Source organism: Paenibacillus barengoltzii G22 (assembly GCF_000403375.2).
Classification (GTDB): domain Bacteria; phylum Bacillota; class Bacilli; order Paenibacillales; family Paenibacillaceae; genus Fontibacillus; species Fontibacillus barengoltzii.
In genome coordinates this window covers 1264602-1280104 of record NZ_KE159653.1, presented here as the reverse complement: position 1 = coordinate 1280104, position 15503 = coordinate 1264602, and the positions used below count along the sequence as shown (strand labels likewise).

Genomic DNA, 15503 nt, shown 5'->3' with positions numbered 1-15503 from the left:
GATATGGCAAAACATCGGTTGGAGCACCGGGTTTGGCTTGTTCCTGAACAAGAGCGGACGTACCCCGAAGTCGTTTTCTCCGTTCCGGAGGGGGTGGAATTCATTGAAGTCCATTATCGTTATGAAAAAAATGACCGTTCCGTGGTTGATCTTGGTTTGCGTTCGCCGGACCGGATCGTGGGCTGGAGCGGCGGAGCGCGGGACGGTTTTCAAATAGGGTTGGAGAAAGCAACGCCCGGTTACTTGGCTGGGCCTATTGTAGCCGGTGAATGGGCGGTGCTGTTAGGGGCTTATAAAGTGCCCGCAGAAGGGATATTAGTCGTGGTTGAGATCATGATCACCATGAAGCATCCGCATTGGCTTAAAGGCGATTTGCACGCCCATACTGTTCACAGCGACGGGAAGTACACGATCAGTGAAGCGATAGCCTCATGCCGGGACAAAGGCCTCGATTTCCTAGCGTTAACCGACCATAATACGGCCTCTCAAAACCGCTTTGCGATGGCGCAGGACGAAACGCTGTTGTTGATTCCCGGCGTGGAACTTACGAGTTACAAAGGCCATGCTAACCTGCTTGGCCAACCGGATGCATTGACAGACTTTCGTGTGTTAACGGCAGAAGACGCAGCCAAGGAGCTGCGTCAGGCGCAAGCGAAGGGGGCGTTGGTTGCGCTGAATCACCCGTTCTGCCTGGATTGTCCATGGGAGCTTGGTTTCGATGTTCCGTTTGATGCAATTGAGGTGTGGAACGGGCCATGGCGGGAGCTGAACGAAACAGCAGTAACCTGGTGGCAGCAGCGCCTTGCCGAAGGCCGGCGCATCGTGGCGGTGGGAGGCAGCGATACGCATGAGAACCATTCGCTCGTTCGGCACGGAGGGCCAACCACGCATGTGTACGTCGCAGAAGAGACGGTTGCGTCTGTGCTAGACGCCGTAAAGCGCGGGGCGGTAGTGCTGTCGATGGGGCCGGATGATACGTTCCTCACGTTGACGGTCGATGGCGTTGGTATCGGTGAGGAATTGGAGGTAGCGGATGGACGGGAAGAGGTTGAACTGGTGATCACGATTCGCGGGGCGCAGGGAGATCGCGTTAGCGTATGGTCAAACCACGGTCAGGAGCAGGAATGGATCGTGCAGGGGGGCGAGCGTGAGATCGCGTGCCGCATGCCGGCGGATCGGTTGTTTTATCGTGTGGAAGCGCGGAGATTCTTGCCGGATTGGCAGCTTGAGGTGATGACCTGCCTGACCAATCCGGTTTATCTCGCGCAGGAACCACGGGCGAATCCGCATGAAACCAGTGATTACGGATTCCCCTTCGGTGTCTGCTAACTCGGCGGTGTTGGACCGTCCTGCCAAGGTGCTATTGGCGCAGGCGATGGCCTGTCGTTCGGCGTTTTTGCAGGATTATCCCGTTTGATCCGGTATAAGGATGGATAGCCCCTTCGAACTATTGCATAACGTTTCTGAGCCGAGTTATTCGGGTTTCTCTGACCCAAGGGGATAATGGTGCAAAAAGGGGGCAGACCTATCTGCTGCCCCCTAATCTAAGTTATACACGCTCGATTCAACCGTTGGTTGAGCCGAGCGTGTTTTTTTTCGCCAAGCAAAAAAATACAGCGGTCGTTTCCCAAGCGTCAGAGGGGTGTAGAGCCATTTCTCCGGTGAAGATATGGGAGCCCTTCTGCCACAAACGGCGCAGAAAATAAGTCCGGATGAAGGTGGAGCGTTTTAACGACACGAGAAATCATCCTTCAAGGAGATAGGATCGCAGGCCAGCCCTGCTTCTACAGCCTATGCTTCCGGACGGCTGGACATGCCATAAATGTATTTTAGTCCATGTTTTATTTCTGAGAAAAAGGGTTTATAGAGAGATACATGGAATAAAAGGGTTATACATACCAGGGGATAGTCGAATCAGCCAATAAAGGGTGAGCATGCATGACAATTCTTAAAGACATTATTCTTCAAATGTTCTTTGCTCATATGCCATTTGTAATGTACAACATCTTCTACCGGGATCAGTCCCGTAACTATTCGAAGAGCTTCATTGTGCTCTCCAGCGCGATATGTTTGTTTCTTTCGATGACGTTTGGCGCCTCTGTCGTCCACGGATATTTTTATGATATACGATACACGATCATTTTCTTCGGTATGATCTTTGGGGGATTACAGACGGGATTTATCCTTTTAGCGGAGTTTCTATTGTACCGTTTATACATTGGAGGCGACGGGGTATTCATCGCGATCGTAATCATGCTGATGACGTTCCCTGGTTCTTACCTGCTGTATCGCATTTATTATCAATCGGAAAAGCGGTCATTGATCTTACTCTTGGCGGGGGTATTCTTTTCGATCACGCCGCTGGTGGCTGTCTATTTGGAAAATCCGGTATCGATCATCGATAATTTGACCTTTCACATGGTGGTCATTCCGATGCAGAACTTGTTGGGTTGCTGGATGCTGATTACATTGTTCCGAAAAGCGGTCATTGAGAAGGATCTGTTTATCAGCTATGCGCAAAACGAGCGGGTGCGGGCCATTAGCCATGTCGCGGCTTCATTGGTCCACGAAGTTCGGAATCCGCTTACCGCAGTGAAAGGGTTCCTTACCTTGATCCGCGACGGGGTTTCAGACCGAGACCGAATCGAGCGCTATATTGAAATCTGCATGAGCGAGATCGCCCGGACAGAGTACATATTATCCGAGTACCTAGCGATATCTAAACCGATTGGCAATAAGCAGGAACCTACCAATCTTGAGGAATTGCTCCGGATTACGAAGGATGTCATGAGCCCATATGCCAATATGCATAATGTATTGCTTGAAATTGGGAACCCACCGGAGCCGGTCTGGATCTTAGCCAATCCCGATAAAATGAAGCAAGTCCTCGTCAATTTCATCAAAAACGCGGTCGAAGCATGCGCCGAATTGCCAAATACCCGGGGCATCGTTACCTTGCGTTTGCAGGTTGAGGCGCGTAAGGTCGTTTTAACCATTCAGGATAACGGGATTGGGATGACGGAGGAGCAGGCCAAGCGGCTGGGATCCATCTATTTTTCGACGAAATCGAATGGAACAGGGCTGGGGATGACGTTCTCCTATCAGGCGATTCTTTCATTTGGCGGTACGGTGAGCGTGCAAAGCGCACCTGGAGCGGGGACGAAGTTTACAATTAGCTTGCCGATCTATAACCGGGGAGAAAAAGCAAAGGAGATGGATAAAGGATGAACAAATCCGTTGGAGAGCTTGCGGCCAAAATTGTACTCTGTGTTCTATTGTCCAGCGTGATCTTATTCTTAGGTTTTGTTGCCAGTTTGATCGTCTCTTTGGCCGGCGGCGCGCTGTTCTATGCGCCTTTGGTGCTGGTTGCTGCGGCTGTGTTGGTTGTCTTCCTGGCCTTCTTGATGTTTTTGCCGAAGCGGCATCGGCGCAAGTTGTATTTCTCGCTCCTTGCTGTCGTGATTTTGGTCAGCTTGACCACGGCGGGGTACGAGATTCGCCAGGCTTACCATCAACGCATCCCGGTCGTCAGCGACCAGGAGGTAGATATGTGGCCATATCGGCCGTTTGCTGACACGGGGAAATTGGCAGTATTGCCGGAACCTTCTCAATTGACATTAACAGAGGATTTACCGCGGCTTGACGGAGCAACAGCCCTTTATCCCTTGTATGCCGCATTTGCGCAGGCGGTATATCCTCGTCAGGAGTATGATCTCTACGATAGTGAGGTTATGGTGAATACGACGCCCGTGGCCTATAAGAATCTGATCGAAGGTCGGGCGGATATCATTTTCGCCGCTGCGCCGTCGGAGGGGCAAATCGCTGCTGCACGCAAGCAGGGCAAGGAATTGAAGCTCACCCCAATTGGCCGTGAGGCGTTTGTTTTCTTTGTGAATGCGTCGAATCCGGTAACCGGGCTAACGACAGAGCAGATCCGCAGGATCTACTCGGGGGAAATTACCCGCTGGAGTGAAGTGGGGGGCCGAAATGAGCGAATCCGCGCCTTTCAGCGTCCGGAGGACAGCGGAAGCCAGACGATGCTGATCCGGGTGATGGATGGACGGGAGCTGGCCACACCGCCCAAAGAGAATGTAGCTTCCGGAATGGGCGGCATCATCTCGCGGACTGCGGATTACCGCAACTACAAAAACGCGCTGGGCTATTCGTTCCTATACTATGCCACGGAGATGGTGAACAACGGGAATATCCGCCTGTTGACCATCGATGGCGTGAAGCCGGAACGAGCGACGATCGCCAGCGGAGAATATCCGTTTGCGGCTGAGTTTTATGCGGTGACGGCGGGCAGCGACAATCCGAACGTGGAGAGGCTGATCGAATGGATTCAATCCTCGCAGGGGCAGTACCTAGTAGAGCAAACGGGGTACACACCGCTTGTCCCCTAGTACGTATTGACACTCGAATTACGGATCGATAAACTAAAAACTAGGAATTAGCACTCTGCTCTGTAGAGTGCTAATATGTTGTTAGACAAGTTCCCTCATGGGGTGAAAGGAAGGAGATCCGATTCATGGCGAAAAAGCAGTTTAAAGCAGAATCCAAACGACTGCTGGAAATGATGATCAACTCGATTTACACACAGCGGGAAATTTTTCTGCGTGAGCTGATTTCGAACGCCAGCGATGCCATTGATAAAATCTATTATCGGGCGTTAACGGACGACAAGCTGGTATTTAACAAGGACGACTATTTTATTAAAATTAAGCCGGATAAAGCCAACCGCACCTTGACGATTTCCGATACCGGGATCGGCATGACCAAGGAAGAGTTGGAGAAGCACCTCGGAACGATCGCTAACAGCGGTTCGTATGCGTTTAAGAACGAAAATGAGTTGAAGGATGGCCATAACATTATCGGGCAGTTTGGCGTTGGCTTCTATTCCGCGTTTATGGTCGCCGATGTGGTTACCGTGATCAGCCGGGCGCTGGGTTCGGACGAAGCTTACAAATGGGAGTCCAAAGGGGCGGACGGCTATACAATCGAACCGTATGAGAAGGAAACGGTGGGTACGGATATTATTTTGAAGATCAAAGAAAACTCCGAAGACGACCAATATGACGAGTATCTCGAGGAATACCGTTTGAAGTCGATCATCAAGAAATACTCGGATTTCATCCGTTACCCGATCAAGATGGACGTCACGAGCAGCCGGCCGAAGGAAGGCAGTGAAGGTGAATACGAGACGTTTACCGAAGAACAAACCATCAACAGCATGGTGCCAATCTGGCGCAAGAACAAATCCGAGCTGACGGAAGAGGATTATGTAAACTTCTACATGGAGAAACGCTACGGGTTCGACAAACCGGTATCGCATATCCATATCAAAGCCGACGGTGCGGTCGTGTACAACGCGATTTTGTATATTCCGGAGAAAACGCCGTTTGACTATTACACCAAGGAATACGAAAAAGGGCTGGAGCTGTACTCCAACGGCGTACTGATCATGAACAAATGCCCGGATCTGCTGCCAGACTATTTCAGCTTCGTCAAAGGGATGGTGGATTCCGAGGATCTGTCGCTCAACATTTCTCGGGAAATGCTGCAGCATGACCGTCAGTTGAAGCTGATTGCGAAGAACATCCAAAGCAAGATCAAGGGCCAGCTGCAGACGCTGCTGAAGGAAGACCGCGAGAAATACGAGAAGTTCTATGCCTCGTTTGGCCGCCAGCTGAAGTTTGGCGTATACAACGACTACGGCGTCAACAAGGACGTGCTGCAGGATCTGCTCCTGTTCACTTCGTCCAAGGAGAAGAAGCTCGTTACGCTGGATGAATACGTCTCCCGCATGCCGGAAGACCAGAAGTATATTTATTATGCGGCCGGCGAATCGGTGGAACGGCTGGAGAAGCTGCCGCAAACGGAGCTGGTACTGGATAAAGGATATGAGATCCTGTATTTCACCGACGACATTGACGAGTTCGCGATCAAGATGATCATGAAATACAAGGATAAGGAATTTAAATCGGTATCGAGCGGGGATTTGGGCATTGAAGCCGACAATTCCGAAGATAAGGCGAATACGGATGAGAACAAGGAATTGTTCGCCGCGATGAAGGACTTGCTGTCGGGCAAGGTGAAGGAAGTCAAAGCGTCCAAACGTCTGAAATCCCATCCGGTCTGCTTATCGACAGAAGGCGAGCTGACGATCGAGATGGAAAAAGTACTGAACTCGATGCCAGGCGCTAACGGCCAGTCGGTGAAAGCCGAGAAAGTGCTGGAGATCAACGTGAACCACGACGTCTTCCAGTCGCTGAAGAAGGCTTACGAGAACGACAAAGAGAAGCTGGCGTTGTACACGAACCTGCTCTACAATCAGGCGCTGCTGATCGAAGGGCTGCCGATCAACGATCCAGTCGAATTTACAAACGACATTTGCAAAGTGATGGTATAAGCGGAAGAACCACCTTCCTCCGAAAAATGCGGGAGGGTGGTTCTTTTATTTTTGGCCTGAAATATGCCATCATGAGGGTGGGGGCGATACAGGGTGTTTCATGAATTTAAGCTTGCGGCGGAGACGCCGGTTTACGTACAGGTGAAAAATTATATCAAACGGCTGATGATGCAAGGCGCTTTGCAGGCCGGGCAACAGCTTCCCTCAACCCGGGAGCTGTCGGAGCTGCTGGGCGTCAGCCGGGGCAGTATCATTGCCGCCTACGAAGCCTTGCAGGATGAGGGGCTGGTGTATGCGGTCACAGGCAGAGGGAACTTTGTCGCCGAGGTCTCTGCCCGCAGCGGGCAGGCGGCCCCTGCTTGGCGGATAGATTGGCGCGAGCGAATGAACCGGCAGGCCCGGTTGTCTGTGGAGCTCGACCATATGAAGCGCAGCAAGCCCGGATTGCGGGCGGCGAAAGGCGCTATTTTATTTACGAGCATCGCCCCTGACGAGCAGCTGTTTGATCTGGAGAATGTCAAACGCGCATTTCTGGATCGGATGGCAGTGGAAGGCCGCGTCTTGTTGAACTATGGATACGCAAAAGGATATAAACCGCTAATCGAATATTTGCTGAATTATATGGAACGCAAAGGCGTGGATTTGCATGGCAAAGATTTGCTGATTACGAGCGGGTTTACGGAAGGGCTGGACATCGTGTTGTCAGCGATGGGGCGCGCTGGAAGCGCAGGCGGGCGCATGTTTTGTGAGAACCCAACGCATCAGACCGCGATCAAAAATTTGCGGCGTCACGGGTTTGAGATCACCGGAATCCCGATGGAGCCGGACGGAATGGACCTTGCAGCGCTGGAGCGCGAGCTGAAGGCGCAGCCGTTCGACGGCGCGTTCCTGGTGCCCTCCTATCACAATCCGACCGGCATTGTGACGTCTGCCGAGAAGCGACTGGCCATCCTGGAGTTGCTTAGCCGCTACCGGGTGCCTGTAATCGAGGATGGTTTCAATGAGGAGCTGAGGTATTCCGGCTCTCACGTTGCGCCGCTGATTGCGATGGCTGGGCAGGGGAACGGCGTGGTGTATTTGGGAAGCTTCTCGAAGGTGTTGTTCCCGGGGATTCGCGTTGGCTGGATCTTAGCGGATCGGGAGCTGATCGAGGTGCTGGAAAGCGTCAAACGGGCGCGCAGCATTCATACCTCAACGTTAGACCAATCTTTGCTGTATCAATATTTGCTGAACGGGAATCTCGAAAAATATCTGAAACGGGCCAGGACCGAATATCGGCGGAAGTACGAATGGACGAAGGACTGCTGTGAACGGTACGTCCCATTCTCTCGGCTGTCGGGAAGCGGCGGGTTACATTTGTTCCTGGAGTTCCCGGAGGAGTTCGATACGTGGAAGCTGCTCGAGCTTTGTGCAGATCAGGGCGTCCTCTTCACTCCGGGGGATATGTTTTACGTTGACGGCGGGGGGCGGAATACGATGCGTATTGGCTTCTCGCGGGTGTCGGAGGAAGACATTGAGAAAGGGATTCGTCTGATTGGTGAAATGGCTGCAAAGCTGCTAGGGGATCTGAATTAGTTGCAAGAGAGTTCGAGTTAGGTGCTGCATGGACGTAAAACAACGGGTGAAGGAGAGAAACAGAATGAAGGTTGGCGTCATTATGGGCGGCGTCTCCTCGGAACGCGAGGTCTCGCTGATGACGGGGAAGGAAATCGTGGGGAAGCTGGACCCCAATAAATATGAAGTGATACCGATTGAGCTAACGAAGCGCGAGGAGCTGATCGACCGGGTGAGGGGGATTGACTTCGCTTTACTGGCGCTGCATGGTGTGTTTGGCGAGGATGGGACGGTGCAGGGCGTGCTGGAGACGATGGGCATCCCGTATTCGGGCAGCGGCGTCTTGTCCAGCAGCTTATGCATGGATAAGAATCTGACGAAGCGGCTGCTGCAGACCGAAGGGATCGCGACGCCGGACGGAGCCTATTTGGATCGGCGAATGTTCGCGGACGGATCGTGGGAATCCAAGATTGCAGGACTAACATATCCACTGTTCGTCAAGCCAAATGAAGGAGGCTCCAGCATCGGCGTTCAACGCGTCGATCGGCCGGAGTTGTTGCGCGGCGCGCTGGAGGAAGCGTTCTGCTGGGGCGAGTCCGTGCTCGTCGAGTCCATGGTGTCCGGCCAGGAAATCACGGTCCCGATCCTGGACGGGGAGCTGCTCCCGGTGCTGGGCATCCGCGCGGCCAATGGGGCGGAGTGGTTTGACTACGAAGCCAAATACAGCGATGGCGGGGCAGAGGAAAAGCCGATCACCCTGCTTCCCGACGTTGAGGCACGGGTACGCCAAGCAGCGCTGGCTTGCTATCGGTTGCTGCAATGCCGTGTTTACGCCCGGGTCGATATGATTCTCAAGGACGGAGTGCCTTACGTGTTGGAGGTAAATACGTTACCGGGGATGACGGCGAACAGCTTGCTCCCGCGCAGCGCCGCTGCCGCTGGAATCCCTTACAGCGAACTGCTCGACCGGATCATCGAGCTGTCGCTGGCCGAACGGGGGGAGTCGTCTTTCACACCACAGCATAGCGCCCACATAAAATAAGAGACCCGCGATAGCGGATCTCTTCATGATGTAAGTGAAATCGCCTAGTTCACTGGCGGGCTGGACAGCTCCAGCGCCTCTTCAACCGGCACATACTCATAGTGCAGGTCACGGGCTACAGAGGCGTAGGTGATCGCACCCGCGGCGACGTTAACGCCTTTGCGCAGAGCGGCCCGTTCACTGAGTGCCGTGTAAAGGCCCTTCGAAGCGATCTCCAGCGCATAAGGCAGCGTAGCGTTAGCCAGCGCGAGCGTAGAGGTGCGCGGCACGGCCCCCGGCATATTCGCTACGGCGTAATGCACAACGCCATGCTTCACGTAGGTCGGATCGGAGTGGGTCGTGATTCGGTCGACCGTTTCAAAAATGCCGCCTTGGTCGATAGCCACGTCCACGATCACCGAGCCGGGGCGCATCGTTTTCACCATGCTTTCGGTGACCAGCTTTGGCGCCTTGGCACCAGGGATCAGCACCGCGCCGATCACCAGGTCGGATTCTGCAACCGCTTCGGCAATGTGCTGCGGATTTGACATCAGCGTCTGCACGCTGGCGCCAAAGATGTCCTCCAGCTGCCGCAGGCGATCTGGATTCAGGTCGATGATCGTCACATCGGCACCTAGGCCGATGGCTACTCGGGCTGCATTCGTGCCAACGACACCTCCGCCGATGATCGTCACTTTCCCGCGCTTCACGCCAGGCACACCGCCGAGCAGGATGCCTTTGCCGCCATGCGGCTTCTCCAGAAACTGCGCTCCGATTTGCACGGACATCCGCCCGGCAACTTCGCTCATCGGCGTCAACAGCGGCAGCGTTTTGTTCACTTCGACCGTTTCATATGCGATCGCGGTCACGCCTTGATCTTTTAACGCTTGGGTCAGTTCCGGTTCCGGCGCCAGATGCAAATACGTGAACAGGATCAGACCTGGACGGAAGAAGCCATACTCCGACGGCTGCGGCTCCTTTACCTTCATGACCAGATCGGCCGACCAAGCTTCGGCGGCACTGCTGACCACCTTGGCCCCGGCGGCTGCATATTCCGTATCCTCAAAGCCGCTGCCAGCACCCGCCTGGGTCTCGATCCATACCAAGTGACCAGCTTGAACCAGCGAATAGGCGCCCGATGGGGTCAGGGCAACTCGATTTTCATTATTTTTAATTTCTTTGGGGACTCCAACGATCATGCTGTAACCTCCTCTGTCAAACGATCTGACATCAGTATAGGACAGGAGCTGCGATTTTTGTTTGTGGAGATATGAGAAAAAAGACCGCTCGTATTGTGAAATTTCACAATGCGTTGCTGCCGCCGAAACGTTCAGCTTTGAGTTCCAAATATAAGGTTACTTTCTGCTCCATGCTGGTTAAGTCGATCCGGCCGATTTCAGCGATTCGCTTCAGCCGATAATTCAGGGTATTCGCATGAACATGCAGCGCTTCGGCGGCTGTCTTCGCATTGCTGTCATGCGCCAAAAACACTTCCAGCGTGTGCACCAGCTCGCTGTGATGCTCCTGATCGTAGGCCCGCAGCCGGGCCAGTTGGCTGCCTGCGCTGCCATGTCGCTGAAGCTCTTCCCAGATCCGGGGCAGGTAGCGGTAATACCCGAGATCCCCATACATCACGAGATCTCCCGTCTCCTTGGGGAACCGCTGCTTCACTTCAAGCAGGAGCAGCGCTTCGCGGTAGCTGTCTTCCAGCCGTCCGTATTCGCTGTAGAGACATCCGCTGGCCAAACCTAGGAATTGCGGCGAAAAAAAGGTGCGCAAATTCTGTTGAAGCAGCCCCAGCTGGCTGGCGACTCCATCCATCGTATCCAACGTTAGCGGTGCGAATAGCAAAATCAGCTGATTCTTATTAATGGCGCACAGCACGATCCGGCTGTTCGCGGAGAGGGGAGCGCATCTCTCCAGCGCTTGCCGTTGCCAGGATTCCTTCACTTCGGCGGCAAACTGCAGAACAACCACATGGAACTGCGGAGGGAGTGTGATCCCGATCCGCTGGGCTTTATCCCGAATCAGGGTTTCATTGGATAGATGCCCGGTCAGCAGCTGCCAGAAAAAATCGCGATGCGCCTCTTCCTCCTTATGGCGCTGCAGCTGCCACCTAGCCATTTTGGTGCGGGCCGCTTGGGCCGCCTTGGCGACCAACGCCATTTCCTGGTCCGAAAAAGGCTTCTCCGCTTCCAGCACCCAAATAAAACCGACAACCCGGGAGCCTGAGCGGATTGCTGTCGCCACGCGGCCGCTAAGCCCTACCTCTTGAATCGGGGCGACGCGAATCGGAGCTTCGCTCTCCAATAGGCGAGGCATAACACCATCTCGCCAGAGACTGCCAATGATCTGGTCAGGCACCCGGCGCCCGACGATGGTGGCCAGCCGCGCAGCGTCGGTCTCCGGCTCGTGCGAGCTGTAGGCAACCAGCCGATGGTTGGCGTCTTCGATCGTGACCGGACGCCCCAACACATCGCTGATCTTCTCCGCGAGCATTTCCAGATTGTCGGAATAGGGCTCGAAAATATCGTCTTGATCTTGGCACATAGGCGAACGTCACCTCCGATGCGATATGGTTTGTGAAGCCGCACTAGGATTATGCCGTTTTTTTGGGATAGGGAGACAAACCCCGGCAGGAGCGGCTGAATTATACTTAATTTCAAGATGCTTCATGATGACTATTTATGAGGAAAGAGGTATTCCACGATGACTATGATGCAATCGAGGGTCTCCACCCCTACCGGCTATCGGGAAACTTGGGCGGAGGTGTCGCTGGACGCCATCGCCCACAATACGAGGCTCTTCCGCAAGCAAATCGCCGAGGGCTGCCGGCTGATGGCCGTAGTCAAAGCGAACGGCTACGGTCACGGAGCGGTGCAAGCAGCGCAAGCTGCCATCCTTGCCGGCGCCGATGATCTTGGCGTGGCCCTCGTTGATGAGGCGCTAGAGCTGCGAGCGGCTGGTATATCACAACCTATTCTCGTGCTCGGCTACACGCCACCGTTTGGCGTCGAAGCAGCGGTTCGGCAGGGCATTACCTTGACGGTGGATACCAGGGAAGTCCTGCAGGAGACGATCGCTTGCGCCAGAAAGTACGGGCGTGCAGCACGCATCCACTTGAAGGTGGATACCGGGATGTCCCGGATCGGCTTATCCAGCACCCGGGCGGTGATTGAGCTCGCTGAACTTGCGGCAGCGGCTGCGCCCTTCGTCATCCTGGAAGGCGTGTTTACCCATTTCGCGGATGCGGACGGACCCGACCCGACGTATACGTGGGAGCAATTCGCCCGGTTCCAAGCTTGTCTCGATGCCCTGGAGGCTCACGGATTGCACGTACCGATCAAGCACTGCTGCAACAGTGCTGCCGCGATGCGGTTCCCGCAAATGCATCTGGATCTCGTTCGCATCGGGATCGCACTCTACGGGCTATATCCTTCGCCGCAGCTGCGGCTGCCGGAATATCCTTTGCAGCAGGCGATGCAGCTCAAGACGAAAATCGCTTCGCTCCGGCGGATCCAGCCGGGCCAAACCGTCGGCTACGGCCGGACGTTCCGGGCGAGTGAAGAGCGGCTGATCGCCACGGTTCCCATCGGATACGCCGACGGGCTGTCGCGGACGCTTTCGAACCGAGGGTTTGCGCTGGTTCGCGGACAGCGGGCGCCAATCATCGGCCGAGTGTGCATGGACCAGACGATGTTGGATGTCACCGAGGTAGAGGGCGTCCAAGCGGGAGAGGAAGTGATCCTCTTTGGCGGAACGAGCGATACGGCGGCGATATCGATTGACGAGGTCGCCGATTGGATCGGAACGATCAACTATGAGGTCGTTTGTCAGCTCGGAGTCCGAGTCCCGCGCGTATATCCTCAAATCTTAAATATGTAAGATTAGGTATCATGCTTATGGCATCATAATCCAAGCTTCCGGTTTTCGTAAAGAGGTTTTTGCGGTATTTCCCGTGAAAAACCTCTTTTATGTCATATATCTTAACGTTGTATGCGGACAGGTTTCAAGTAGGAAAGGGGGGGAGCGGATTTCTCCTTGCGCGGCTTACATGATCCGGTCTAGAATTGGGGCATGAGTTCCTTTATTTAAAATCCAAACATCGCAGGAGCGTGAGAGGATGAAGTACAGAAGGTACGGAACAACCGGCAAGCAGGTATCGGAAATCGGCTTTGGTGCTTGGCAGCTTGGCAACAAGCAGGATTGGGCAGGGATGGAGGATGATGAGGCCATTCGGCTCGTGCACGAGGCGCTGGATCTTGGGGTGAACTTTTTTGATACCGCTCCCAATTACGGGCAAGGCAAAAGCGAGGTCTTACTCGGCAAAGCGTTGGAACGAAAACGGGACAAAGCGGTCATCAATACGAAGTTCGGTCATTCCCCGGAAGGAACCGATTATTCCGCATCTCAGATCCGCAATTCGGTGGAACGCAGCCTGATGCGGCTGCAAACCGATTATTTGGACTCGGTATTGATCCATAATCCGCCGTTTGATGTTCTGGATGGTAAATACGGTCATTATCAAGTGCTGGAGGATCTGAAGGCGGAAGGCAAAATTCTGGCATATGGCGTGTCCGTCGATTCCAGCCGTGAGATGTTGGAGGCGCTGGAGCATTCTCAGCTTGGGGTTATGGAAGTGATGTTCAACATCTTTTATCAGGAAACAGCACAAGCGTTCCAGGCCGCACAGGAGAAAGATGTTGCGCTCATTATTAAGGTGCCGCTGGATTCCGGCTGGTTGTCGGGCAAATATGACGAGAACAGCTCGTTCTCCGGCGTGCGCAGCCGCTGGTCTCCGGAAGTGATTCAGACCCGTGCGAAGCTGGTGGAGCAAATTCGCTTCCTGGAAGATGAGCACACGACGATGACGATGGCGGCACTTCGGTTTGTTTTGGCGTATCCTGAGGTGACAACGGTGATTCCCGGCGTCCGAAACAGCGCTCAGCTTCGTGAAAATGTAGCTGCAAGCAGCGCGCCTCTGCCGGAGGAATCACTGCGAAAACTGCAAGAGCTATGGGAACGGGATATCCGCTTCAAATCGTTGGGCTGGTAAGCAAACGTGAAGGCTAGTAAGCATACATGAAAGCTGGTACGCAAACATGAAATTTCTGGTGCAGGATAAGGCTTTTTATCACAGCTTCTTTAGACTAACTTTTGTTATTGCTCTGCAAAATATCATTTCCTTTGGCGTTAACTTATCGGATAACATCATGCTTGGCGGTTACAGTGAATCGGCCTTATCCGGTGTAGCTCTGGCTAACCAGATCCAGTTTTTGCTGCAAATGCTAGTGATGGGCGTAGGGGAGGGCGTCGTCATCCTCTCATCGCGGGCATGGGGGGCGCGGGATATCCGAACCATCAAGCGGGTGGCCAGCATTGGAATGCGCATCGCACTGCTGCTGGCGTTCCTGCTGTGGCTGGCGGTATTCTTGTTCCCGCACGGTTGCCTGTCCTTATTCACCAACGAGGAAAGCGTCATCACAGAAGGGGCTAAGTATTTACGGATTATCGGTTTTTCCTATCTCTTCTTTGCGGCAACCAACCTGCTGCTCGCTTCTCTGCGCAGCGTGGAGACGGTCAGAGTTGGATTTATCCTCTCCGTATCGACGTTACTGATCAATGTTTGTCTGAACTATTTGCTGATCTACGGGCATTTCGGGTTCCCGGCTTGGGGGGTGCGCGGCTCGGCAACGGCGACGCTAACGGCCCGAATCATCGAGTTGGCCATCGTGTTAGTGTATCTCAAACGAGTGGATCGCAAAATCCGGTTCGCGCTGCGGGACTTCTTCCAATTTGATCGGGGTACATTCAAACAATACCTTAGTGTGGGCTCTCCCATCCTGATGTCCAACGGCCTCTGGGGGCTGGCCATGGCGGTGCAGTCTGGAATCTTGGGGCATATGGGGGAAGCAGCGATTGCCGCGAACAGTATCGCCACAACAGTCTTCCAAATCGTATCGGTCGTCACATACGCTTCGGCCAGTGCAACGGCTGTGATTATCGGGAAGACGATTGGCGCCGGACATCCGGAGAAAATCAAGCCTTACGCCCAAACGCTGCAGGTTCTTTATGTGTTAATCGGTTTGGCGACAGGGGCTGTGCTCTTCTTGATCAAAGACATGGTGCTGGGCTTCTATGCCATATCACCGGCATCCAAGGATATGGCCTTGCAGTTTATGACGGTGCTCTCCATAACAGCGGTAGGCACGGCTTATCAAATGCCGGCGCTGACGGGAATTGTGCGCAGCGGAGGAGATACGAAATTTGTGTTATACAACGATTTAATCTTCATGTGGCTGATCGTATTGCCTTCATCCTTTCTCTGCGCTGTAGTATGGGGGTTGTCGCCGCTGCTGACGTTTATCTGTCTGAAATCCGATCAAATCCTGAAATGCTTTGTAGCGATCGTGAAGGTGAATCGCTATCGGTGGATTCGGACGTTTGGAACCCCGGAGCCGCGAGCATAATCCCCACGATAAAAAAAGGACCGCCATCGATCGGCTGTTGCCGGATCCA

11 protein-coding genes are annotated in these 15503 nt (G+C 53.9%); 9 read left to right on the top strand and 2 right to left on the bottom strand.

Annotated elements, in window-relative coordinates; genetic code table 11:
- Positions 1-3 precede the first annotated feature (3 nt).
- The 6 genes from C812_RS14075 to C812_RS14050 all read left to right on the top strand — a co-directional run bounded on the left by C812_RS14075 (position 4) and on the right by C812_RS14050 (position 9005).
- Positions 4-1329: a CehA/McbA family metallohydrolase gene (locus C812_RS14075; RefSeq protein WP_016313322.1), complete on the top strand. Its 1326-nt coding sequence runs from the start codon at positions 4-6 to the stop codon at positions 1327-1329.
- A 609-nt stretch (positions 1330-1938) separates the two neighbouring features.
- The gene (locus C812_RS14070; protein WP_016313321.1) at positions 1939-3228 is read left to right on the top strand and encodes a sensor histidine kinase; all 1290 of its coding nucleotides are present in this window, start codon (positions 1939-1941) and stop codon (positions 3226-3228) included.
- Positions 3225-4403: a PstS family phosphate ABC transporter substrate-binding protein gene (locus tag C812_RS14065; protein WP_016313320.1), complete on the top strand. Its 1179-nt coding sequence runs from the start codon at positions 3225-3227 to the stop codon at positions 4401-4403. Before C812_RS14070 ends, C812_RS14065 begins: the two co-directional genes overlap by 4 nt.
- Before the next feature lie 125 nt (positions 4404-4528).
- On the top strand, positions 4529-6409 hold the full coding sequence (gene htpG / locus C812_RS14060) for a molecular chaperone HtpG (protein ID WP_016313319.1): 1881 nt from the start codon (positions 4529-4531) through the stop codon (positions 6407-6409).
- Positions 6410-6502: 93 nt separating this feature from the next.
- Positions 6503-7984, top strand: a complete 1482-nt coding sequence (locus C812_RS14055) for an aminotransferase-like domain-containing protein (RefSeq protein WP_016313318.1) — start codon at positions 6503-6505, stop codon at positions 7982-7984.
- Between the two features lie 64 nt (positions 7985-8048).
- Positions 8049-9005 carry a D-alanine--D-alanine ligase gene (locus tag C812_RS14050; RefSeq protein WP_016313317.1) on the top strand — a complete coding sequence of 319 codons (957 nt, stop codon included), beginning with the start codon at positions 8049-8051 and terminating at the stop codon, positions 9003-9005.
- Positions 9006-9049: 44 nt separating this feature from the next.
- Here the strand turns inward: C812_RS14050 and ald are convergent, their stop codons facing one another.
- Positions 9050-10183 (bottom strand): alanine dehydrogenase, encoded by a 1134-nt coding sequence (ald, locus tag C812_RS14045; protein ID WP_016313316.1) that lies wholly within the window; start codon positions 10181-10183, stop codon positions 9050-9052.
- A 103-nt stretch (positions 10184-10286) separates the two neighbouring features.
- Entirely contained in the window at positions 10287-11534 is a 1248-nt protein-coding gene (locus tag C812_RS14040) for a PucR family transcriptional regulator (RefSeq protein WP_016313315.1), read from the bottom strand.
- A gap of 159 nt (positions 11535-11693) precedes the next feature.
- On the opposite strand from C812_RS14040, the gene alr reads away from it, so the two are divergent.
- From alr to C812_RS14025, 3 genes are all read left to right on the top strand, one after another.
- Positions 11694-12869 (top strand): alanine racemase, encoded by a 1176-nt coding sequence (gene alr / locus C812_RS14035; protein ID WP_016313314.1) that lies wholly within the window; start codon positions 11694-11696, stop codon positions 12867-12869.
- 238 nt (positions 12870-13107) lie between these two features.
- A complete protein-coding gene (locus C812_RS14030) occupies positions 13108-14040 on the top strand; it encodes an aldo/keto reductase (protein WP_016313313.1) in 933 nt (310 codons plus the stop codon).
- Between the two features lie 46 nt (positions 14041-14086).
- Entirely contained in the window at positions 14087-15454 is a 1368-nt protein-coding gene (locus C812_RS14025; RefSeq protein ID WP_016313312.1) for an MATE family efflux transporter, read from the top strand.
- Positions 15455-15503 lie beyond the last annotated feature (49 nt).